Source organism: Alphaproteobacteria bacterium, from assembly GCA_018662925.1.
Classification (GTDB): Bacteria; Pseudomonadota; Alphaproteobacteria; order 16-39-46; family JABJFC01; genus JABJFC01.
Window position 1 is genome coordinate 43,215 of the sequence record JABJFC010000063.1, and the last position, 22,732, is coordinate 65,946.

The 22,732-nt window shown below is 43.3% G+C and carries 20 protein-coding genes and 1 tRNA gene; 7 read left to right on the top strand and 14 right to left on the bottom strand.

The features are described 5' to 3' along the window. Window positions 1–17: 17 nt before the first annotated feature. From mutS to HOL16_05485, 3 genes are all read left to right on the top strand, one after another. A complete protein-coding gene (gene mutS, locus HOL16_05475) occupies window positions 18–2,633 on the top strand; it encodes a DNA mismatch repair protein MutS (GenBank protein MBT5390142.1) in 2,616 nt (871 codons plus the stop codon). A 334-nt stretch (window positions 2,634–2,967) separates the two neighbouring features. Further along, complete coding sequence (locus tag HOL16_05480) at window positions 2,968–3,225, top strand: type II toxin-antitoxin system Phd/YefM family antitoxin (GenBank protein MBT5390143.1); 258 nt, start codon at window positions 2,968–2,970, stop codon at window positions 3,223–3,225. Then, complete coding sequence (locus HOL16_05485; protein MBT5390144.1) at window positions 3,210–3,473, top strand: Txe/YoeB family addiction module toxin; 264 nt, start codon at window positions 3,210–3,212, stop codon at window positions 3,471–3,473. The genes HOL16_05480 and HOL16_05485 overlap by 16 nt, the downstream gene beginning before the upstream one ends. Window positions 3,474–3,519: 46 nt before the next feature. Here HOL16_05485 and HOL16_05490 read toward each other — a convergent pair whose 3' ends face one another. From HOL16_05490 to HOL16_05555, 14 genes are all read right to left on the bottom strand, one after another. Further along, on the bottom strand, window positions 3,520–4,146 hold the full coding sequence (locus tag HOL16_05490) for a COQ9 family protein (GenBank protein MBT5390145.1): 627 nt from the start codon (window positions 4,144–4,146) through the stop codon (window positions 3,520–3,522). Beyond that, complete coding sequence (locus tag HOL16_05495) at window positions 4,124–4,393, bottom strand: MGMT family protein (protein ID MBT5390146.1); 270 nt, start codon at window positions 4,391–4,393, stop codon at window positions 4,124–4,126. Before HOL16_05495 ends, HOL16_05490 begins: the two co-directional genes overlap by 23 nt. Before the next feature lie 232 nt (window positions 4,394–4,625). After that, entirely contained in the window at window positions 4,626–6,017 is a 1,392-nt protein-coding gene (locus HOL16_05500; GenBank protein MBT5390147.1) for a phosphoglucosamine mutase, read from the bottom strand. Window positions 6,018–6,038: 21 nt separating this feature from the next. Further along, window positions 6,039–7,976: an ATP-dependent metallopeptidase FtsH/Yme1/Tma family protein gene (locus tag HOL16_05505; GenBank protein MBT5390148.1), complete on the bottom strand. Its 1,938-nt coding sequence runs from the start codon at window positions 7,974–7,976 to the stop codon at window positions 6,039–6,041. Between the two features lie 75 nt (window positions 7,977–8,051). Continuing rightward, entirely contained in the window at window positions 8,052–9,440 is a 1,389-nt protein-coding gene (gene tilS, locus HOL16_05510) for a tRNA lysidine(34) synthetase TilS (protein ID MBT5390149.1), read from the bottom strand. Next, a complete protein-coding gene (gene ybgF, locus HOL16_05515; protein MBT5390150.1) occupies window positions 9,427–10,362 on the bottom strand; it encodes a tol-pal system protein YbgF in 936 nt (311 codons plus the stop codon). The genes tilS and ybgF overlap by 14 nt, the downstream gene beginning before the upstream one ends. Window positions 10,363–10,486: 124 nt before the next feature. Further along, a complete protein-coding gene (locus tag HOL16_05520) occupies window positions 10,487–10,864 on the bottom strand; it encodes a type II toxin-antitoxin system death-on-curing family toxin (GenBank protein MBT5390151.1) in 378 nt (125 codons plus the stop codon). Continuing rightward, complete coding sequence (locus tag HOL16_05525; GenBank protein ID MBT5390152.1) at window positions 10,839–11,090, bottom strand: hypothetical protein; 252 nt, start codon at window positions 11,088–11,090, stop codon at window positions 10,839–10,841. The genes HOL16_05520 and HOL16_05525 overlap by 26 nt, the downstream gene beginning before the upstream one ends. A 62-nt stretch (window positions 11,091–11,152) precedes the next feature. Next, the gene (gene nth / locus HOL16_05530) at window positions 11,153–11,803 is read right to left on the bottom strand and encodes an endonuclease III (GenBank protein MBT5390153.1); all 651 of its coding nucleotides are present in this window, start codon (window positions 11,801–11,803) and stop codon (window positions 11,153–11,155) included. After that, the gene (dnaJ, locus tag HOL16_05535; protein ID MBT5390154.1) at window positions 11,800–12,996 is read right to left on the bottom strand and encodes a molecular chaperone DnaJ; all 1,197 of its coding nucleotides are present in this window, start codon (window positions 12,994–12,996) and stop codon (window positions 11,800–11,802) included. The genes nth and dnaJ overlap by 4 nt, the downstream gene beginning before the upstream one ends. A 74-nt stretch (window positions 12,997–13,070) precedes the next feature. Continuing rightward, window positions 13,071–15,005: a molecular chaperone DnaK gene (gene dnaK, locus HOL16_05540; GenBank protein ID MBT5390155.1), complete on the bottom strand. Its 1,935-nt coding sequence runs from the start codon at window positions 15,003–15,005 to the stop codon at window positions 13,071–13,073. A gap of 123 nt (window positions 15,006–15,128) precedes the next feature. Then, entirely contained in the window at window positions 15,129–16,559 is a 1,431-nt protein-coding gene (locus HOL16_05545) for an exodeoxyribonuclease VII large subunit (protein ID MBT5390156.1), read from the bottom strand. Further along, the gene (locus tag HOL16_05550; GenBank protein MBT5390157.1) at window positions 16,546–16,938 is read right to left on the bottom strand and encodes a hypothetical protein; all 393 of its coding nucleotides are present in this window, start codon (window positions 16,936–16,938) and stop codon (window positions 16,546–16,548) included. The genes HOL16_05545 and HOL16_05550 overlap by 14 nt, the downstream gene beginning before the upstream one ends. A 30-nt stretch (window positions 16,939–16,968) precedes the next feature. Beyond that, on the bottom strand, window positions 16,969–17,976 hold the full coding sequence (locus HOL16_05555; GenBank protein ID MBT5390158.1) for a polyprenyl synthetase family protein: 1,008 nt from the start codon (window positions 17,974–17,976) through the stop codon (window positions 16,969–16,971). Between the two features lie 79 nt (window positions 17,977–18,055). Between HOL16_05555 and HOL16_05560 the strand changes: the two genes are divergently transcribed. The 4 genes from HOL16_05560 (at window position 18,056) to HOL16_05575 (ending at window position 22,717) form a co-directional block, all read left to right on the top strand. Further along, window positions 18,056–18,808 (top strand): methyltransferase, encoded by a 753-nt coding sequence (locus tag HOL16_05560; protein MBT5390159.1) that lies wholly within the window; start codon window positions 18,056–18,058, stop codon window positions 18,806–18,808. Window positions 18,809–18,856: 48 nt separating this feature from the next. Next, a tRNA-Gln gene (locus tag HOL16_05565) sits at window positions 18,857–18,931 on the top strand. Between the two features lie 37 nt (window positions 18,932–18,968). Next, window positions 18,969–20,651 carry a glycosyltransferase family 39 protein gene (locus HOL16_05570; protein ID MBT5390160.1) on the top strand — a complete coding sequence of 561 codons (1,683 nt, stop codon included), beginning with the start codon at window positions 18,969–18,971 and terminating at the stop codon, window positions 20,649–20,651. A gap of 350 nt (window positions 20,652–21,001) precedes the next feature. Further along, the gene (locus tag HOL16_05575) at window positions 21,002–22,717 is read left to right on the top strand and encodes a hypothetical protein (protein MBT5390161.1); all 1,716 of its coding nucleotides are present in this window, start codon (window positions 21,002–21,004) and stop codon (window positions 22,715–22,717) included. Window positions 22,718–22,732: the final 15 nt, after the last annotated feature.

A 22,732-nucleotide genomic window follows, 5' to 3' on the forward strand; every position in this document is an offset into this window, starting at 1 on the left:
ATGCAGCGCCTTCTCCAATGCTTGCACAGTATAAGCAAATTAAGGAAGCTCACCCCGGCTGCTTATTATTTTTCAGATTGGGGGATTTTTATGAGCTATTTTATGAGGATGCCGTTACGGCGGCACAAGCATTGGATATTACTTTAACTCAACGAGGGGGAACAAAAGGGGAGGGGGTTCCCATGTGCGGAGTACCTTTTCATGCGTATGAAGCTTATTTAGCCCGACTGATCAAGCAAGGATTTCGTGTTGCTATTTGCGAACAAATGGAATCACCTGAAGTAGCGAAGAAAAGAAAGGGTAAAACTCTCGTAAAGCGGGATGTGGTGCGGATTGTGACTCCCGGAACGCTTACAGAAGATACGCTTCTTGATGCCAGGGCTCACAATTTTTTGTTGAGCATAAGTCCTCTTTTCCCGAAATCTAGTACATTAGGTCTTGCTTGGTTAGATATGTCTACGGGAGATTTTTTTCTAGAGAGGGGCAATTTGAATGCTCTATCTTCCGTACTGGCAAGATTTAATCCCAACGAAATCATTATCCCAGATAGCCTTTATGGTCATCCAGAACTTCAGGAATGTATTCGTGCCTACAGAAAGGCACTGGTACCAACGCCAGATAGTCGCTTTGACCCAAAGAATGGCCATGATCGTTTAATGGAGGCTTTTAATGTTAAGACACTAGAAGGCTTTGGAAATTTTCAACAGGATGAAATCTCTGCCGGAGGAGCCCTCTTAGACTATGTGATGCTAACACAGAAAGGAAAAGCGCCGAGACTTGCTCACCCCAAGAAAATAAATGCCCAGAAAACCCTTCAAATTGACGCCTCTACACGCAATAGTCTGGAAGTGAATCGCACTTTATCTGGCGAAAGTCAGGGGAGTTTGCTGCATACGATTGATAAAACCGTTACGAGTGCCGGAGCGCGACTGTTCGCTGCACGATTAAATACGCCTCTTACCGATCCTAGTGCGATAAATAGTCGTCTTGAAATGGTAAGCACTTTTGTAAGTCAGGACCAATTGTTGCAATCGGTGCGTGAGGCGTTAAAGAGATCGCCAGATATTGAGCGTGTTTTATCCCGACTTACTCTTGGGCGTGGCGGCCCTCGGGATCTGGCCGCTATTCGCGATGGGTTGAAAGTTGGAAAGGTCTTGCTTCAGATGCTTGGTCAACCACAACAGAAGCCATTTCCAGCAGGCATCAATAAAATTAGTAAAAATTTGGGAAACCATGAAGAGCTCATACAAGAATTGGAAAGTGCTTTAGCAGAAACATTGCCTCTACTCTCAAGGGACGGTGGTTTCATTGCCCAAGGTTATCGCTCCCAACTGGATGAATTCATTGAATTGCGGGATCAAGGGCGTAAACTTGTCGCAGACCTCCAGGGGAAATACAAAGAGCAAACGGGTGTTCAGTCTCTTAAGATAAAACACAATAATGTTTTAGGGTACTTTGTTGATGTGACGCCTATGCATCGTGAAAAGTTACAAGATCAATTTATCCATCGGCAAACTTTGGCAAACTCAGTTCGGTTTACGACCGTCGAATTATCCGAATTGGAAGAGAATATTAATTCGTCATCGGAAAAATCCCTTTTGCTAGAGATGGATCTGTTTGAGGAGTTAGTGCAACAGATTCTTTCGCAAGGGGACACTATTGGAAAAGTAGCCAGTGGAATTGCGGGCCTGGATGTTTGCACGGCTCTTGCAGAATTGGCGTCACAGAATAACTATTGTCACCCCCAGGTCGATGACTCGATAGCATTCACGATCAAAGGGGGGCGTCATCCTGTTGTGGAAAAGGTTCTCCAAGAATCAGAGAGCGATCCTTTTGTAGTGAATGATTGCATTCTTCAGGAGTCTGAGTCCATTTGGTTGCTAACTGGTCCAAACATGGCAGGGAAAAGCACTTTTTTGCGACAGAATGCCCTGATGGTTATTTTAGCCCAAATGGGATCTTTCATACCCGCAGAATCGGCGCATATCGGATGCGTCGATAAGTTGTTTAGCCGGGTTGGAGCATCAGATGATCTTGCTCGGGGCCAATCTACCTTTATGGTCGAAATGGTTGAGACAGCGGCCATCTTGAACCAAGCAACCGAGCATTCCCTTGTCATATTAGATGAGATTGGACGTGGAACAGCCACCTATGACGGGCTGTCCCTTGCTTGGGCAAGTTTGGAGCATCTTCATGAAAAGAACAAATGTCGAACTTTGTTTGCAACCCACTATCATGAGATGACAGAACTTGAAACAAAACTATCTCGATTAAGTTGTCATACCATGCGCATTCGGGAGTGGGAGAACTCCATTATATTCCTCCACGAAGTGATCAAAGGAGTGGCAGATCGTTCCTATGGGATCCATGTGGCCCAATTGGCTGGTTTGCCCAATGACGTCATAAAAAGAGCAAGCAAGATTCTTGAGCGGTTAGAGTCTCAAGACAAAGGGTCCACGCGTAAACAGGTTTCCGAGGAACTGCCTCTATTTTCGCCTTTTGTTCACCAAGACCTCCAAGAAGAAAATGTTTCCCCCATCGTGCGAGAAGTCGAGGAATTGGATCCCAATTCTATGACACCTAAAGAAGCGTTAGATACTCTATTCCGTCTAAAAGAACTTCTTGAATCATAATATGGAAAAATAAAGAGTTCCCCGATCTTGCTCGTCGAAATAAGTGCATGAATATTCCGAGAAAAACAAGAGCCGAGGAACCCTAAAAGAAATTACACTACAACGTTGTTTCCTTTTCTTTCGAGAACTAATTTCTCACAAGAAAACTCAACAGGCCAATTTTTTCAACATATGGGCATTTTTAGATTTTTTTGAACTTAGTGGGGTGGATAAAGCTTCTGAGTTGGACGATTGCTCTATCTTTATCAGTAAAAATGTCACGGAAATCCAAGGGAATTTACCTTGACGTACGCTTTTACGTACGCTATAATTGAATCATGAAGAGGGGTATAGAATGAAGACGTTTTTAACTGCAACAGAAGCAAGATCGAAGCTTTATCGTCTTATAGATGAGGTTCAGATGAACCATGAGCCGACTTTGATAAAAGGTAAAAGGTATAATGCCGTTTTGATTTCCGAAGAAGACTGGAGAGCTATTCAGGAGACAATCTATTTGGTATCCATTCCCGGTATGGTGGAGTCCATTATCGAAGGGGGTGAAGAACGACCTTCAGAATGTACGGAGGGAATAGACTTTTGGCCTGGAAAATAGTTTTCACCTCTCAAGCTCAAAAAGATAGTTATAAAATTCAACAAGCGAGCTTTCAGAAAAAGGTCACTTTTTTATTAGATATGTTAGCACTAGATCCTTTCTCAAATCCTCCCACTTATGAGAAATTAAAAGGGAAGTTAGAGGGTTTTTATTCAAGAAGGATTAACATCCAACATCGGCTTATTTACAAGATTTACACTGAGGATAAAATTGTTCAAATAATTCGCATGTGGACGCATTATGAATAGTAATACTATCCAGTACAGCCTTTAAGCCTAGCTTTTAATATGTGGGTTAACTTTTCTGCTTTCTGAAGCCAAAAAAGGAAAATTCCTTCAATTTCTGTTTTATTCGGGGGATTTTGAGAACTTCATTAATGCGTCGGTCAATAAATTCGTGGGTATCTTCATATCCCTCTGAAGTGTCGTTTAACCAAAATAGTAAGGACGACGTATAGACCCAGCTGAGAAGTCCTCGTTTGGTATAAAAATTAAAGTCCGTGGAGGTATCTCCGGCTAGTCGCCATATGGTGTCGACGGTACGATAGACGGTCTTGAGAGCCAGTTTTTTGTGGGTCAAAGGCACAAAATAGCTTTGGGTTTTTAAGGCAACAGACCGATAAGGATCTAAAATTTCCAGGCGTGTTTTGACGGCAAGGCTAATGCGCTCCCTGATTTTTAGGCTGTCAAAGTCAGAGCTTTCCAGGCGTTGTTTCATTTTTTCATCAATATGATTGGAAAAAATCTCAATGGCTTGCTCAACACCTCTTGGAAAGAAAGCCCTAAACAAGGCTGGATCATGGCCCAAACTTTGGAGGGCCTTTTGAAGGGCTGAGGTTGTCCAGCCTTCAGAAGACACATGGTCCAATGCCTTTAAAACAGTTTCAGATCTGATTTTCTCAAGAGACTTTTCTTTTGTCATTTTGCATGGTCGCTTGTTGTTGTTCCCACTCTAAGAGCTGTTCTTTGATGGAGATTCCCCAACGATAGCCTCGGAGGGCTCCATTTTTTCCTATGACGCGATGACACGGAATAAGGACTGAGATGTTATTTCTGCCAATGGCAGAGGCCACTGCTCGTGTTCCTTGCGGGTTCCCTATTGTTTTTGCAATGTCTTCGTATGTGCAAGTTTCTCCATAGGGAATTTCTTCTAGTGCTTTCCAGACCATTTTTTGAAAGGCTGTTCCCGTTTGGTTTGTCGGAAAGGAATGGTCAGAACTGGAAAAAATATCTGCAATAAGTTCTTCAGCTGCTTCGTTATTTTTATCATAATTCCAATAGGTTAAGCTGGAAAAGGAAGATTTAGCTCCAAAACCTAAAAACACGATCTGTCCGTTTTCAACACCGACAAAGGTGTTGCCAACAGGCGAATTTCCAAACCCACAAAAGGTGTTTGGAGCGCTACGCAACTTTTTGTTCCGATTGTAGGAGGGCCTGCTTTATTTTATTAATGGTGCTTTTAAGCAAAGAAGTATTTTCTCCTTCGACCATGATGCGGAGAAGGGGCTCTGTGCCGGAGGGGCGTATCAAAATCCGTCCTTCATTTGCTAGGGAGTCTTCACACTCTCTAACGACACTTTGAAAAACGGAGGAGTCTAAGATAGTTTTATCATCTATGGGGACACTTTCCAGAATTTGAGGAAGGGGATCATATATTTTGTTAATGGAGCGAGCGGGTTTATCGCTATCTACCAAAACAGCCAGAACCTGAAGGGCCGCGATAAGGCCATCTCCGGTGGTTGTATAATCTCCACAAATAATATGGCCTGATTGTTCCCCTCCAAGATTTAACCCCTCAGCGCGCATCTCGGAACAAACGTAGCGATCTCCGACCTTTGACCTGAACATTTTAATGCCTTGAGAGTGGAGATATTTTTCCAGGCCCATATTAGACATAACGGTGGCAACTAAGGCATTGCTTTTAAGCTTTCCCTGATTTTTCCAGGACGTTGCGATGGCAGCAAGAATCTTGTCGCCATCTATTATGCTACCTATTTCATCCACAAGAATAAGTCTATCGGCATCCCCATCAAGTGCGATTCCAATATCTGCATTGTGTTCTTTGACGGTTTGGATAAGCTTGTCTGGCATCGTTGCGCCGCAATCTTTATTGATGTTGCACCCATCTGGGGTATCCCCAATAGCGATGACGTCGGCACCTAATTCCCAAAAGACACTAGGGGCAACCTTATATCCTGCACCGTGGGCACAGTCGACGACAATCCTGAGTCCATCAAGTCGGAGACCTTTTGGGAACGTGTTTTTGACGAATTCGATATAACGCCCTTGAGCGTCATCCAGGCGTCGTGCGCGTCCTAGGCGAGAGGGAGCTGCAAGAGCTTTCTGTGGGCCTTCTGCGAAATTTTCTTCAATGCGGGCTTCTATATGATCGGGTAGTTTATGACCATCAGGCCCAAAGAACTTTAAACCATTATCCTTATAGGGATTGTGGGAGGCAGTTATCATTACGCCTAGGTCAGCTCGGAGTGTTCGGGTTAGCATGGAAATGGCAGAAGTAGGCATGGGGCCGACGAGAACCACATCCATACCAATAGATATAAATCCTGCGGTTAATGCTGGCTCAATCATATAGCCAGACAACCGAGTGTCTTTCCCAATAACAACTGTGTGATGGGCTAAATCTCGGAGAAATTCTTGCCCAACGGCTTGGGCAATACGTAAGACGATATCTGCAGTAATGGGGGCTTTATTTGCCATTCCCCGAACACCATCTGTCCCAAATAAATTTTGGGATGTGCTAGAATATTTAGAGTTTTCGGGCTTCTTTTTCATGGATATCTGCCAAAGAAATAATTAAACACCGGGTTCAGGTTCGGGCTTTATGGGGCGCGGTATTTTCTTTTGAGTGCTCGTAGGCATGGAGCTCTTTTTAGGAGCGGATGTTTTCTTGCCTTTTGGTTTTTTTGCGCCATTTTCTTCTGGACGTGAGAGAGTTTTTCCAGAAATAACTTCCTTAATTTCATCACCACTCAGCGTTTCGTATTCGAGGAGAGCTTTTGCTAATATGTGCAATTGCTTCTCATTTTTCACCAATATCTTCTTGGCTGTGTCAAAGGATTGATCCACAATGGATCTTATCTCAGAATCAATAACATTTGCGGTCTCATTAGAGACGTTTTTATGTTGGGTGACGCTATGCCCCAAAAACACTTCATGGTCCGGTTCTCCATAGGTAAGAGGTCCTAACTTGTCACTCATTCCCCATTCGGTAACCATCTTGCGGGCGATGTTGGTTGCTTGTTGAATATCAGAGGCAGCTCCAGTCGTCACCTTGCTTTTTCCAAAGATAAGTTCCTCGGCAATACGTCCTCCCATGGCGACAGCCAAATCAGCCAGTAGTCTAGATCTGGGCATAGAGATGCGGTCATTTTCTGGCAGGCGCATAACCATCCCAAGGGCGCGACCTCGAGGAACAATAGTTGCTTTGTGAATGGGATCTGAATCTGGAAGATGAATTCCAACCAGAGCATGCCCGGCCTCATGATAAGCAGTCAGTTTTTTCTCTTCTTCGGTCATAACCATAGAGCGACGTTCTGCCCCCATCATGACTTTGTCTTTGGCTTCTTCTAGATCCAGCATGCTAATGGTCGGCTTGTTTTTTCGTGCTGCTAAAAGGGCGGCCTCATTGACGATGTTTTCTAAATCGGCTCCTGAAAAACCAGGTGTACCCCGGGCAATCACTTTGGGTTGTACATCGGCAGCAAGTTTGACTTTTTTCATGTGGACTAGCAGGATTTTTTCGCGACCAGCAACATCTGGACTCGGAACAACAACTTGTCGATCAAATCGTCCAGGCCTTAAGAGAGCAGTATCAAGAACATCTGGCCGGTTTGTTGCGGCTACTAGAATAATTCCTTCATTACTTTCAAATCCATCCATCTCGACCAAGAGTTGGTTGAGGGTTTGCTCACGTTCGTCATTGCCGCCACCAAGGCCGGCACCACGATGTCGGCCTACAGCATCAATTTCATCGATAAAGACGATGCACGGCGCATTCTTCTTGGCTTGTTCGAACATGTCTCTGACTCGGCTGGCTCCTACACCAACAAACATCTCTACAAAGTCAGATCCTGAAATAGAGAAAAACGGAACGTTCGCTTCTCCTGAAATGGCGCGTGCAAGAAGGGTTTTTCCTGTCCCAGGGGGACCAACCAACAGGACTCCTTTAGGGATTCTTCCCCCCAAACGTTCATACTTTCTCGGATCTTTCAAAAAATCCACGATTTCTTCTAGTTCAAATTTAGCTTCGTCAATACCGGCTACATCTTTAAAGGTTATCCGGTTTTTGTTTTCAGAGAGAAGACGGGCACGGGAGCGACCAAATCCCATAACTTTTCCACCTCCTCCTTGCATTTGCTTAAAGAAGAAAGCCCAAACACCAACGATTAACAAAACGGGAAGGAGTGAGAGAAAAATCTGAAAGATAGAGACTTCCTCTTCGAGAGGAGCTGCCATAATTTTGACATCTTGTTTGCTTAACTTATCAACAAGTCCAGGATCGTTAGGGGTATAGGTTGCAAACTGGGTTCCATCGGAAAGTTTTCCTGTGACAGTGTTGCCCTTTATGAGAACTTCTTGAACGTTTCCGCGGTCCACATTATTCAGAAAATCGGAAAATGCGAGGGTATTAGAAGAAGTTCTTTGTCCACCGCCTTGGAAAATATTAAAGAGGGCAATAAGGAACAAGCCTAAGATCAGCCACAAAATCAAGTTTTTATTGAAATTATTCACTCTCTACCCTCGTTTACCTAACATTCTCTAGACTACAAATTATAAGACTATTTTTGAAAATATGATACTCAAAATTTAGGGGAACTCTGGGTATCTTTCATGGGAAAAATAGGGTGGTTTCCCTAAAGCATAGGTTGGGGCAAAACCAACCAATTGCAGTCCTAATTTCTCCAATTTCGTCAGACCGTATCTTATATGGGGTACACTGACAAGCTTTTCTTTGTTCCAGATGGCTGGGAGCGTGTATAACACGGGCCCTGGTATGTTTTCCTGCGGCTCTGTTGGGCAAAAATCCGCAGGTAAGATATGCAGCCCCTTTTCTCCAAAAGGTCTTACGAGATATTGAGAGTCTTGTGGCAGAGATTTTATGCTTTTAAACATGAAACGTTCATTCCACACAAAATGGGAGTCAGTATGGGGTATGGGGAACGCCTCTGGAATTTGGATTGCTTCTCGACAGATAATAATTGTTTTTTTCCTGGGCAAAAAGTAGCAATTTCCCAGTGTTTTGGGGTTTTCTTCCCGTTGCAGCGCTTTCAGAAGCGGCTCCAGGCTTTTTTGACGGGGAGGATAAGCATTGCCTCCAATACATTGGATCGTTCTCATAAGAACGCGAAGGGCGATATCTTTGGGGGTATCTTCTAGAGCGGATTTTTTTAGAGAAATATAGCCTTCACCATGAAGTGAGGCATTTCTGACGAGAACATCATTTACTATTTCATCCAGGGCTGCTCGAGAAAGGCCAGAGCGATAGGCAACTTGAGCGAGTCTGGAGGCCGTTCCTCCTTCAGACTCCAAACTGGACAAGATCTTACGTAATCTTGAGCGCGTAAATTTGTCACTTTGATTGCTGGGATCGTCCAAGAATGCTTGGTGTCTTTGGGATAATGTTGCCATTAGGCGCACTTTAGAGATGGTAAGCAGAGGGCGAATAACACGAACATGGTCATGTTCCACAACAGGTGCAATCCCAGCAAGGCCATCGAGGCCTGTTCCGTGTAGGAAACGATCTAAAACTGTTTCTACTTGGTCTTCTTGATGGTGCCCTAAAAGAAGGTGCAAAATTCCATTCTTATAACAAAAAGTTTTCAGCAAATTATAACGAGCTTTTCTTGCTTCTTCCTGGATACGTGTTTGTGGCTTCTCTCCTTTCCAGGTCAAAATATGATGTTCGATGGCATGGGCTTGGAGCCAGGATTTGACTGTTTCGGCTTCTGACTTTGATTCTGGACGGAGGCCGTGATCAACTGTAAGGGCGATAACTTTTCCTGAATGCGCCTTGGCCCAATCGTTCGCTAAAAGGCACAGGGAGAGGCTATCACTTCCCCCTGAAACGCCAACAGCAACTGTTGGACAGGATTCATAGTCCAAATCCATAAGAGATTCAAATTCCTTGCTGCCTAATGGAGCACAAGGCTCAGACCGAGAATCGAAAGAAGATGTGAGCGCGTTAAGAACAGCCAAGGCGGCTTTTTTCCTCTTCAGCCATCTTTTTAATAGAGCCAGATGTTAAGGGAAAAGTTGTCGATAGCTTCTTAAGAGAGGCGCAAGCTTCTTGCTTTTTACCCAAATGCCTAAGGCATTTACTGAGCTTTAAGAGGCTTTCTGGTTGTTTCGGATGTTTAGGGTAGTTTTTGAAGACTGTCAAAAAAGCCGCGGAGGCATCAGAGTAATTTTGTTGAGCAAAGAAAGTTTCACCAATCCAGTATTGAGCATTTCCAGCCAAGGGGTCCCTAGGGTGATCTTTTAGGAAAGTTGACAAAACAGCCTGGGCCCTTGGAAAATCTCCTTTTTTAAGAAGGCTCTGGGCGTAATTATATTGTTCTGCGGCCGTCGTGGGCAGAGGGTCATGCAGTGGTTGACTTACAATCTCCGTCGATTCTTCATCAGGCCGGGATGGCATTTGTAGTAAATTCTTATCGGGTTTTGTCAGATCAATCCTAAGGGGTTCTTCTCTTTCTTCAATAATATCTTCCCTGGGAGCTTTCCTTTCCAATTTTTTCATGGGGAGACGTGACTGAACAATTTTTTTATCCTCAGACACTTGGTGCTTTTCATCCATCTGTTCCATTTTATCGACCAATTTATCCATGGTGCGATTTGTCCTTTCCAGGAGCCTTGTGAGACGATTGTTTTCTTTTTCGAGGGCTTGAACCCTTTGAGCCATCTCTTTTATTTCAGTTGGGGAATGCTTAACTGAGATAGATTCAACTTCGTCTTCCTCATCCGAATCGTCCATACGGACAAGTTTTTCCTCGATACGATCCAGTTTGCGAATGATGCTGTTCATATCCTTTTGACGCGCGTCCGTAGGATGCGTATAAAAACTTGCCAAAAATATGATGAGCCCGAAACAGGCTAGGAATTTTTTGAAATAAAAGTTCATGTCCACCATGTGTCCTCATAAATGTATCCGTGGGCGCATCATAGGATGAGTCATCTCAAATTGCAATAAGAAGGAGATTTTAAGGCTTCGCCCATTTTTAAGAGTGATGTAGAGGTAGCAGCCACTAGGGAAAGTATACAGCGTATTTTTTGAGAAGTTTATTAAGTTCAACAAATTCAAATTTTTTCTCTGAAAATAATTGCATTGTTTTTTTGTAGAGCTCATCTGAATCGGCTATTATCCTATACTTATTTAGTCTCAAAAAAACGTCAACAGAAGCAAAAGAAACGCGCTTATTTCCATCGAGAAATGGGTGATTGATTGCTAGACTTTCCATTAGCGCGGCAGCTTCCTCGATAATATTTTCATAATATCCACATTGAGGTCTGAAGCATGCTGATTCCAAAGCTCCAGGATCTCTTATTCCAGCAGTACCACCATACTGGTCAATGAGAATTCTGTGAAGAGAAGCGATCTCAAGTACCGTTAGATATCTTCTCATCGCTAGCTAGCTTTTTGTACAGTGAATCAAATTCGCTAACGCTTTCGGCTAAAGCTTTAAGAACGTCTTTGCGAGGATTTTTACCTTCTCGTTTCGCAATATAGTCTCTCAGGGCTTCATCCAGTAAGCCTTGAAGCTGCCGACCCTCCTCTTTTGCAAGCTGTCTCACTGTTGCTAATAATGTAGGGTCTGCCTGAGAAGCAAATTTCTCTTTTCTTGTTTCCATATCTCTTCTCTCCTTACTACACCTAACATACTATCATGAAACATCAAGAAACATCAAGAAATTTAACTTATTATTTTATCATTATATTTGCACAGATCCTTGACGGGGCAATGGGGACACAGGGGCTTTCGTGCTTTGCAGGTATAACGACCATGGAGGATAAGCCAATGATGGGCATAGAATCGCCATTTTTTCGGAACAATTTTTTCTAAGGCTCTTTCCACATCAAAAGGGGTTTTTCCAGGCGCAAGCCCAGTGCGGTTCGAGACGCGAAAGATGTGGGTATCAACGGCAATGGTATCTTGACCAAAGGCTACATTGAGAACTACGTTGGCCGTTTTGCGGCCCACCCCGGGAAGGTCCTCTAGTGCTTCGCGGCTTTCGGGCACATTACCATTGTGTTTCTCCAAAAGCTTTTGACTTAATCCAATTATATTTTTTGCCTTTGTTTTATATAGGCCAATGGTTTTGACATAGTCTCTGACTTTTTCTTCGCCGAGTTGAAGCATTTTTTCGGGGGTGTCTGCGATAGCAAATAGAGCAGGAGTTGCTTTGTTGACGCCTTTATCCGTTGCTTGAGCCGAAAGGACTACTGCAATTAAAAGCGTGTAGGAATTTGTGTACTGCAGCTCACTTTTGGGTGTAGGCCTTTCTTTAGAAAGACGTTCAAAGAAAGAATCAACTTCTTGCACGGTGAAAGTTTTAGGTTTCATACACCTTTTTTAAAACAGATAGAAGTTGGGTGCAAGGCATTCCAAATCTCTCTCATTCCTGAGAGAAACCCAAAGATCCTAGCACTCAATTTTTCCCTTTTTTTTGGTTTTTTTGAGGAGCTGTCACTGTCAAACTCCCGGAGGATTTCTTTCTGTCTTTTTGTGAGTTTTGACGGGGTTTCCACATGCACTTGGACAAACATGCTTCCACGGGAGCTGCCTTTAAGGGATGACATTCCTTTATGTGATAGACGGAAGTTTTGGCCACTTTGGGTCCCCTCGGGGATTTTCAGGGTTACGTTGGTTCCTTCAATAGTTGGAACTTCAACGCTTCCGCCCAGAGCAGCTCGCGCCATAGAGATGGTTGATGTGCAGTAAAGATCTTGTTTGTCCCTCTCAAAATAAGCATGAGGTTTTACATGGACAAAAATGTATAAATCTCCTGCTTGGGCGCCTCGAAGACCCATATCGCCTTCGCTAGATAGCCGGATGCGTGCGCCCGTATCTACACCAGCTGGAATTTTAACGGCAAGTGTTTTTTCTTTCCGGATGCGACCCGTACTTCGACAGCTTTTACAGGGATCGGTAATGGTTTCTCCAGATCCTTGGCAAGTCGGGCAAGCCCGTTCCATCATAAAAAAGCCTTGTTGAGAACGAACTTTTCCCGATCCACTACATGTGGAACAGGTGTCGGGATCAGAGCCTTTCGCGCTTCCAGAGCCGTCGCATTCTTCACAGGAGGATAACGATTGAAAATTAATGTTTTTCGTACATCCGCTAAAGGCTTCTTCTAAGGTAATTTCGATGTCGTATCGAAGATCATCCCCTCTCCGAGAAGGCTGTTGTCTTTGCTGACCCGTAAAGTTTTCAAAAATGTCTTCAAACATGTCTGAAAAACCAGCATTTCCAAAATCGAATTGAAAATCAAATCCACCCATGCCGCCAGGACCACCTGCACCGTGACCGCCTTGAAAGGCTTGGTGTCCATAACGATCGTAGGCAGCTTTCTTTTGGGAATCTTTCAACACTTCATAAGCTTCGGAGATGTCTTTGAACTTTTGTTCCGAAGCCTTATCTCCCTGATTTTTATCAGGATGGTATTTCATGGCTAGCTTTCGGTAAGCCTTTTTAATTTCATCGTGGGAGGCTGAACGGGCAACACCGAGCAGTTCATAATAATCTTGTTTAGCCATCAATCAATTCCATCCGGTATTCAATATATATAAACCCCTCCCGTTTATAAGCGGGAGGGGGCTTTAGCTATTGTTTAGGCGCTTTTGCCCTTTGTATCTTTTTTATCGTCAACTTCTTCAAAATCAGCATCGACCACAGCTTCATCCTTTGAGGATTCTTCTGTCTTACCTTCTTCAGGAGCCGCATTAGCAGTTGCTTCTTTTTGGGATTCAGTGTAGATGGCTTCTCCCAGTTTCATAGAAGTTGTGGTTAGGGCCTCGATCTTTTTGCGAATATCTTCGAGATCCTCGCCTTCCAGCGCCTTTTTCAAATCTTCAGAAGCAGATTCGATGGCCTTTTTCTCGTCCTCTGAAATCTTGTCACCATGCTCGGTAAGGCCTTTTTCCGTCGTATGGACGAGAGCTTCCGCTTGGTTTTTAGTTTCAACCAATTCACGGCGGACCTTGTCTTCGCTTGCATGTGCTTCGGCATCTTTGACCATCTTTTCGATTTCGTCTTCGCCCAATCCACTAGAGGCTTGTATACGAATTTTCTGCTCTTTACCCGTTGCTTTGTCTTTTGCATGAACATGGACGATTCCGTTGGCATCGATATCAAAAGCAACTTCGATTTGAGGCATGCCGCGTGGAGCAGGAGGCAAACCAACGAGATCAAACTGACCCAGCAATTTGTTATCAGAAGCCATTTCACGCTCTCCTTGGAACACGCGAATGGTTACGGCAGATTGGTTATCTTCTGCAGTCGAAAACGTCTGACTTTTCTTTGTTGGGATGGTCGTGTTGCGCTCGATAAGACGGGTGAAAACACCACCGAGCGTTTCAATCCCCAGAGATAGAGGGGTTACATCCAAAAGTAGTACGTCTTTAACATCTCCACTAAGGACGCCTCCTTGAATGGCAGCGCCAACGGCAACCACTTCATCAGGATTCACACCCTGATGGGGCTTGCGTCCAAAGAATTTTTCAACCGTTTCGATGATTTTTGGCATCCGGGTTTGGCCCCCAACTAAAATAACTTCATCGATTTGGCTTGCGGTGATACCAGCATCGGCAAGGGCTGCTTTACAAGGTTTGATTGTTCTTTGAACCAAGTCTTCTACCAGTGCTTCCAATTTGGAGCGGGTTAATTTGATATTCAAGTGCTTGGGTCCAGAAGAATCAGCCGTAATAAAGGGCAGATTTACCTCAGTTTGGATAGCGCTGGAGAGTTCGATCTTAGCTTTTTCAGCGGCTTCCTTGAGGCGCTGAAGAGCCAACTTGTCTTTTCTAAGATCGATTCCTTGATCCTTTTTGAACTCATCGGCAAGATAATCGATAATGTTCTGATCAAAGTCTTCTCCTCCTAAGAAAGTATCACCGTTCGTTGATTTAACTTCGAAGACACCATCTCCAATTTCCAAGACGGAAACGTCAAAAGTTCCACCACCCAAATCAAAAACAGCGATGGTTCCAGATCCTTTTTTCTCAAGTCCATATGCTAAAGCCGCTGCAGTTGGTTCGTTAATAATGCGTAAAACCTCAAGGCCAGCGATTTTTCCAGCGTCCTTTGTTGCTTGGCGTTGGGCATCATTAAAGTAAGCAGGGACCGTAACGACAGCTTGAGTTACTTTCTCACCTAGATGCTTTTCGGCTGTTTCTTTCATTTTTTGAAGGATGAAGCCACTGACTTCACTTGGGCTGTGGTCTTTTTTTCGAGCTTGAACCCAGGCATCACCGTTTTTAGCTTTGACAATTTTGTATGGAACTAAGTCCATATCTTTCTTCGTCACTGGATCATCAAAACGTCGCCCTATAAGACGCTTAACGGCAAAAACCGTATTTTCAGGATTGGTGACCGCTTGGCGTTTCGCTGACTGACCAACAAGGCGTTCGCCATCTTCGGTAAAAGCAACCACAGACGGGGTCGTGCGGCCTCCTTCAGCGTTCTCAATAACACGAGCATCCTTACCATCCATTACGGAGACACACGAGTTAGTTGTTCCTAAGTCAATTCCGATTACTTTGCTCATTTTTTCATAACCTCTTCATATGATTGTACAAAAAACTTTGGGGAGCCTACTCATTCCCCTCACTTTTTTAGATAGGGCTTGATAATATTATTTCAAGGCGAATTAGAATTTTTTTTCTGGAAATTACAAAAGAGTTCCTTGAGAAATTTCCACGGATGGATTCGTGCGCTTTTTTGAGCTGGGTTTTTTCTGGGCGCCTGTTACGACAGCTTCTTTCTTTCCATCGTGGAATGTAAGTCGTATTGGTAAGCCTGGCTTTAATTTTTGTGCAGATGAAAGGGTTTGATCTTTCCAGTCGCTGACAAGGGCGAACCCGCGCTTTAAGATTCGTTCATACGAGGAACTCTCCAAAAGTTGTTCCAAAGTATGGAGTTGATGGGTTTTTTCTTTTAAAATAGTAGAATAATTTATAGCAAGTCGTTGGAAATACAGATCAAGACTGTATTTTTTCTCATCGATGAGACGATGGGGCTTAACAAGTTGAGACGCGGTTTCGAGAAGGGTCGTCCTAAGTTGGGCAATACGATTTTTGAAGGAAGTTTGGAGCCTCTCTCCACAGTCATCTCGTCGCTGTTGCTTGAATTCGATGATCTGAAGGGGGTCTCCGAGTCGCCTTCCTAGGTGGTCCACATGATTGTGCATCTCCATCAGATTTCGATTAAGGCTTCTATTTAGACGTGAGTGGGACTCGGAAATTCTACTCAAGAGTTCAGTTTTTACAGGCACAGCTATTTCTGCGGCGGCTGTCGGTGTGGGGGCTCTGCGGTCGGCAACATAATCTATAAGCGTTGTGTCTGTCTCATGACCTACAGCAGAGATAATGGGAATCCGACTTTCATAAACGGCACGGACAACACATTCTTCGTTAAAGGCCCAAAGATCTTCGAGACTGCCGCCACCTCTCGCCACGATGAGCACATCTGGACGAAACTTTTCAGACAGAGAGTTAAACCCATCGATAGCCTTAGCAACTTGCTCTGAGGCCCCATCTCCTTGGACCAGAACGGGCCATAACATGACGTGTCTCGGAAAACGATCAGAAAGTCGATGGAGGATATCCTGGATCACAGCCCCCGTAGGAGACGTAATGATTCCAATGAGATCGGGTAAAAAGGGCAAAGGTTGTTTTTTATCCGGATCGAAAAGGCCTTCTTCGAAAAGTTTCTTTTTTCGATCTTCCAAAAGTTTCAGCAGGGCACCAACCCCAGCTATCTCCATTCGCTCTACAACGACTTGATATTGAGATCTCCCTGGATAAGTCGTAATACGTCCAGAAGCGATGACTTCCATGCCTTCTTCGGGCACTATCCCCAGCTGTGGAACCATTCCCCGCCAGCTGACACCAGAAATGACCGCCTCGGAATCTTTGAGGCTAAAGTACATATGTCCAGAAGTGTGACGTTTTAAGCCAGATATTTCTCCACGAATGCGCACATATCCGTAACTGTCCTCGAGTGTTTTCTTGAGAGCAAAAGCTAACTCACTGACGGTAAATTCTGGAAGAGAAGTGGAATCGTGGAGAAGTGACAAAGCTTTTCTACTACCGTTCTTTATAGAAAATTAGATTATCTGGAGCCCATTTTCCATCAATGCTTTTCCCTTTTCCATAGAAAGAACAATTATCTGGAGATCGCGTAAGTGTTAATTTTCCATCTGAATTTTTGGAAGGGACAAGGTGAGAGTAAGTGATTGTGACAGATTCTCCGTTGAGAATGGCGTTTCCTTGCCAGACGTGTTGAATGTCGTTTCTATCCTGGTAGGATCCCATTACGTGTCCATCATTACTGATAACCACTGCTTGTGGGTATCGATCATGGGTATTTGAATAGATACCTTGAATATCTTTCGAACACGAGGGTGTTTTTGCAAGAGCGTTACTTACCAATACGAGAGATGAGCAGGCAAAAAGAACTATTTTAAGAGAATATCTCATGAGCTATTTCCTTTGTTTTCTGTTTTTTATCTAATAATGTCTTTGGCTGCTAAACTTTGCCATGTCCTCAAGCGTAGCTTTTTCTCTTTGTTTTGTAAATATTGCAAGGGATTGGATAGCTTTTTTCGCGTAACTCTCAGCAAGGCTCATGGTAATTGCAAAGGCACGGTGTTTTTCTAAGCAGTGCATCGTTGTTGAGAAGTGTTCTTTATGGCTGGAGGGGTTCTTAAACTGGTTTTCTAGGAAGGTTTTTTCCTCACTAGAAGCTGTCTCATAGGCTAATATGACTGGAAGCGTCACTTTACCTTCCTGAAAATCGTCTCCTGTGGATTTTCCAAGCACTTTTAGATCTGTCGTATAATCCAAAACGTCATCGGTTAATTGAAAAGCGATTCCGAGGAATTCCCCATATGCAGCTAGAGCATTTACTTCTTTTTCAGAACGGTCGGCTATAATAGCCCCAATTTGGCATGCAGCGGAAAAAAGGGCTGCTGTTTTTGAGCTAATTACTTTCAAATACGTCTCTTGATTTGTGTGAATATTTTTGGCGGTAGAAAGTTGAAGAACCTCCCCTTCTGCGATAGTAGAAGCAGTTTTAGAAAGGATTTCTAGGACTTTTTGGGAACCATCTTGGATCATACATTCAAACGCACGGCTAAAGAGAAAGTCTCCTACAAGCACACTTGCTTTGTTTCCCCATAGAGCATTGGCTGTTTTGATGCCGCGACGCATAAGACTTTTGTCGACAACATCGTCGTGAAGGAGGGTTGCTGTGTGGATGAACTCTATACAGGTAGCAAGATTTATGTGACGTGTTCCTTCATAACCGCAGAGTTTAGCACACAGAAGAGTCAGAATAGGGCGAAGCCGTTTGCCGCCAGCATTAATAATGTGTTGCGAGAGATTTGGAATTAAGGGAACTGGGCTCTGAAGCCTCTCTTCTATGAGACTATTGACGCTTTGTATTTCGTTCTCTAGGGAAACGTGTGCTTTTTCTAAAGGGGAGGGTGATGGTGTTTCAAGAGCTTGATTTGACATGAGTTGATGTTGATTCCCTTTTGTGAAAAAACTCTCTATTGGTTATTAGGTCGTAATTCTATGGAACATATATATACAGATGTATAGTGAGAAATCATCTGCGATCACAGTTGATACACTATTAGCGGGTCGTGTCAAACTTTTACAGCCAAAAAAAGGCTATCGGGTCGCTATTGATCCGGTGTTTTTAGCGGCTTCCATACCGGTTGAATCTGGCGAGACTATACTAGATGTTGGCGCGGGTGTTGGGGCGGCGTCTTTGTGCCTTGCCCAGCGAAAGAAAGATTGTAAAATTACCGGTCTGGAACGACAGTCTGATCTTGTCCTTTTATCTATGGAAAATGCGAAAGTGAACAGCTGTTCAACTCGAGTTCGCTTTATCTGTGGCGATTTAACGGATCCCGATGAGGATTTAGAAGGGAGTGAATATGATCATGTCATGACGAATCCTCCTTTTTTGGAGAAAGGGTCTGCGACTCTCTCTCCCTATGTAGGAAAGGCACTATCCAACGTAGAGTCTACAGCTACATTAGAAAACTGGGTTCGTTTTTGCCTAAGTATGGTCCGAATTGGGGGGACAGTTACTTTTATATACACTATGGACCGTTTGGATGAGTTATTGGGGCATCTCGGGGACGGTTTGGGAGATAAAATTGTATTTCCCCTTCAGCCTGATTCGGAAAAGAATGCAAAGCGCGTTTTGGTGCATGGAAAAAAAGGGGGCAGCGGGAGGACTTGTTTCGCTCAAGGATTGATATTACATGAGGCAGATGGTAGGTATACGCCTGAAGCTGACTCTGTTTTGCGAGAGGGTATGCCCCTTTTGCTTTAGGGTATTGCATCTTTAAGGGACAATATATATTGTCCGGAATGTTCTTATTGGGGCGTAGCCAAGCGGTAAGGCAACGGGTTTTGATCCCGTCATGCGTAGGTTCGAATCCTACCGCCCCAGCCAATTTTTTGAGCTATTGTTTGTATGCTAGATTGCTTCCATGGAACAGAATAAAGAAAATAGTCATTGCGCCTACATTCCAAAGATCTCCCGTTTTTGGCTATTCTTCCTGGTTCCAGTTCTTTTTATCTCTTTTTTTTACCAGTTGGGGGCGTACGGGTTATTAAACAATAACGAAGGCCTTTATGGGGAGATCGCTCGAGAGATGCTCGAGAGTGGATCCTATATAATCCCCACTCTCAATTACGTTCCCTACATTGAAAAACCCCCGCTTCTCTATTGGCTTATTGCGATTAGCTACAAGATTTTTGGCGTTAATGAATTTGCGGCAAGATTGATTCCGGCTCTTTCAGGTGCGGCCATATGTGGGAGTATTTTCGTATTTGCCCGGCGGTTAAAGATGATTGATGTTGGCGGCTTTGCGGCAGTCATTATGGCGACAAGTCTTGGATATATTATTTTTTCGCGCATGGTTTTTTTTGACGGCCTCCTAACAGCATTCCTTTCATTGTCCTTACTGAGTTTTTACACTTGGTATAATGGGGGCCAGCGTTTATTTCTGCTCCTTTGCTACGGTTTTTTAGGATGTGCTGTTATGGTCAAAGGCTTCGTAGCACCCGTTCTCTTTGGTTTGGTTGTGGGAGGATTTCTTCTTTGGGAAAGAGCCTTTTGGTCCAAACTGAGAAAATGTCTAGATCCCATCGGGATCCTGATTTTCGTGGCCATAGTGCTGCCGTGGCATTTGTGGGCGAGTCTAGAGGAAGAAGGCTTCTCCTGGTTTTATTTTATAAATGAGCATGTTCTTCGTTTCTTGGATCTTCGAGAACCGAAGGACTATTATACGGGGCCCCTTTATTACTATATCCCCAGGATTCTGGGGTATGTATTCCCATGGACTCCCTTTTTAGGCCTGTTGGCTTTAAGGACCCAACCGTCACAGGAAGTCCTTAAAAAGTTCTTATGGCTCTGGTTTTTAGTGCCGCTGGCTTTTTTCTCTCTCTCAAAAGCCAAGGCCAATTATTACATGATTGTTGGGATTGTTCCGATGTGTTTATTGGTTTCAATGAAGATTACGGAGCTGCTTAAGGATAACCGTTGGTGCCCTATTCTGGTATGTGGACTTCTATCAGTTTTTCTGGGTCTCGTTTTATGGGGAGGTGCTTATTTCTTTCCTATAAAAGGTTTTGAAATCTACCAACCAAAGTCCCCATATCTCTTGTTTTTTGTGGCGATACTTTCTGTTCTAGGCATGTCGCTCTTTTATATAAAGCGCCAGGGGATATTTATGTTGTTTTCTGTCGCGGCTATATCAGGGGGACTTTTCATCACAATCCTAGGGAGTGCACAACAGGCGGAGGATTTTTTCTCTGGGAAAGAAGTAGGATCCTTTTTGGCGTCTAAGGATGAGGTTTATTTTTACAAAAATTATGAGGAACTTTCTTCGATTGTATTTTACCTCAAAAAACCAGTAACGATCGTTGACTCTGTGAGCAGTGATCTACGGTATGGAGAAGAGAAAGGAGACAGCAACAGATTTTGTGACTCTGCTCAGATGTTAAAGGAATATGAGAACAGGCCTAGGGAGGAAATTTATATGGTTGTTCACAAGAAGTCTCTTCACGATTTTCAAAATTCTTTTTTAAAAACCAAGTTTAATATTCTGTTTTCCAAAGAAAACATATTTGTCTTGGAACGTACAGATTTGCCTAAAAAGGAGCTATGAGTGAGCAGCATAATATCTATCTAATATTGATGCTGGTTTTAGCCGTTTTTTTGTTCGATAGTCCGATTAGTTCTTAAGTTTCATACTTAAGAGCGGGACGAAAGTCCCTACGTCTCCCAGACGTAAAGCCTCCCTGATACTTTAGACCGGGCACTTGTGCCCGGTTTTTTATTGTGTTTCTAGTCAAATTATTTGATTGCCATGATCCTGTATTCTTTACTTGTCCCATGATAACGGAACTGAAATATTTTTTTAGAGCTGTTCATCAGTGAATCCATTGTTTTATACAAATATCTTGCATTAAATACTTGCCTGTGTTAGGGAGTTGGAAATACTAAATAGGTTTTTATATGCGCATTTTACTTTCATTATTTATCTTTAATATTTTATTTTTGAGCCTTGCTACAGCAAGTCCTTCACGTTATGGCGACCCTCTTCCGAAATTTGCTGACTTTGACGACGGAGGAAGTTACCATGCGCGACAAATTTTTCATAAGGAACAGGAAAAATATAAAGCTGCCGTCAATGCGTATTCATTAGAGTGTGTGTTTGAGTATGGCTTGCCCGTGCCTCTTCTCTACGATCCCGCTTATAAAAATGAGTCTGTTTTGAAGCAACAAACAGAATTATTTGATCGAAAAGTTAGTGATCATCTCCGGGAAGAACCTTTTAAGTTTACAGTTGGCAAAAGAGTGGAATATTGTCATCCCGAACTCTATTTTTTTCCAGAGATTGCGCCAAATTTTTACGGTGAAGATTTATTTCCAGAAGGCTCGCCTGTCGAGGAGGATTCTTCTCATCTAGTTGCAAAGAGTATTTCCTATCAAGCTAAGATAATGGTTAAGTACCTCTGGCCGAATATACTACATCAAAGTGGCTATGGGTTAGTTGATTTAGATAAAGAACATTACGTGGAGAGTCTCAAAGAAGGAGATTTAATTTGTTTTTTGAACCCACTTGAAGACAAAGAGCCACTTTGGGGGATCTTCTGTGGTTATAGTGGGAGTGCTCGACCCACGGTTATGATGCGCACAAAAGATCCCATTTTTTCCAGCTATAAAAATAAGATCGTTGAGTGGGGGAATGGGGTCGATAGTACAGCACATGCTCTTGTTTTTCGTAAGAATCATAGGGGAGTTGTTCCAAAAGGAGAGAGGGACTCGGAAGAGATAGCAAAACAATTACGGTCTATCCTCCCTCAAAAAGCAAAAATTAAAGCCCTAGAAGATAGTGACTTTCCTTCAGAAGAGCCCGTCGTTCCAGTTTTTGGATCTGATGGAGCACAAAATGAAGATGCTTGGAAAGAAGAGTTAGTTAAGTGGAGCTCGGATGCGAAACAGATTTCGGAGGCATACAGGCGTTTTCGCGTAAGGCTTACCTTTAATCCAGACTTGTCAGAGGAAATTGACAATTCTAGTTTGCTAGAAGATATGACACGTCGTTTTGATATTGGGGCTTTGTTCTACCTTCATATGAGAAGCTGTGGAGACATGTGGCATCAGGAAGCCCTAGATAGTACATGTTTATTTGAGCCCTATCATAGGTGTGGACCAATGAGGGATGCTTTGGTGCCCTGTTTTGCATGTCCAGAATATGAACAAACCGTGAAATATCTAAATGAACAAATTTATTTTCTTTCGCATTTTTTGGAAAAAATCATTGCAGAACGTTCTAGATCAGAAGATCCTGAAACAATTAATCGTCGTATGAGCTTTGCTTCCGAAAATGTAGAATCACTGTTAATCTTTGATCGCCATAGGACCATGTTTTTTAACACAGAAGAAGAAAAACGGTGTTGGACAAATAGAATCGAAAAAACAGATTTGATTCAGATATTTGATAAAGCAGGCAAATTCTTAATGTGGTCGGCTTTTGCTCAACTTGATCCGCAGACGTTTGAACCCATGGTTATGATCAGACGGTTTACTTCAGAGGGGATTTATCAGAACGAACTGAGGTATTTATATGGGATTGAAGGGGCTCACGAAGTTCAACTTCTTAAAAGAGTATCTGGTTCATCTGATGGAGAGAGAGTTTATTATTTGACTTTACCTGTTTTTCGATAAAGCGAAATACAGGGG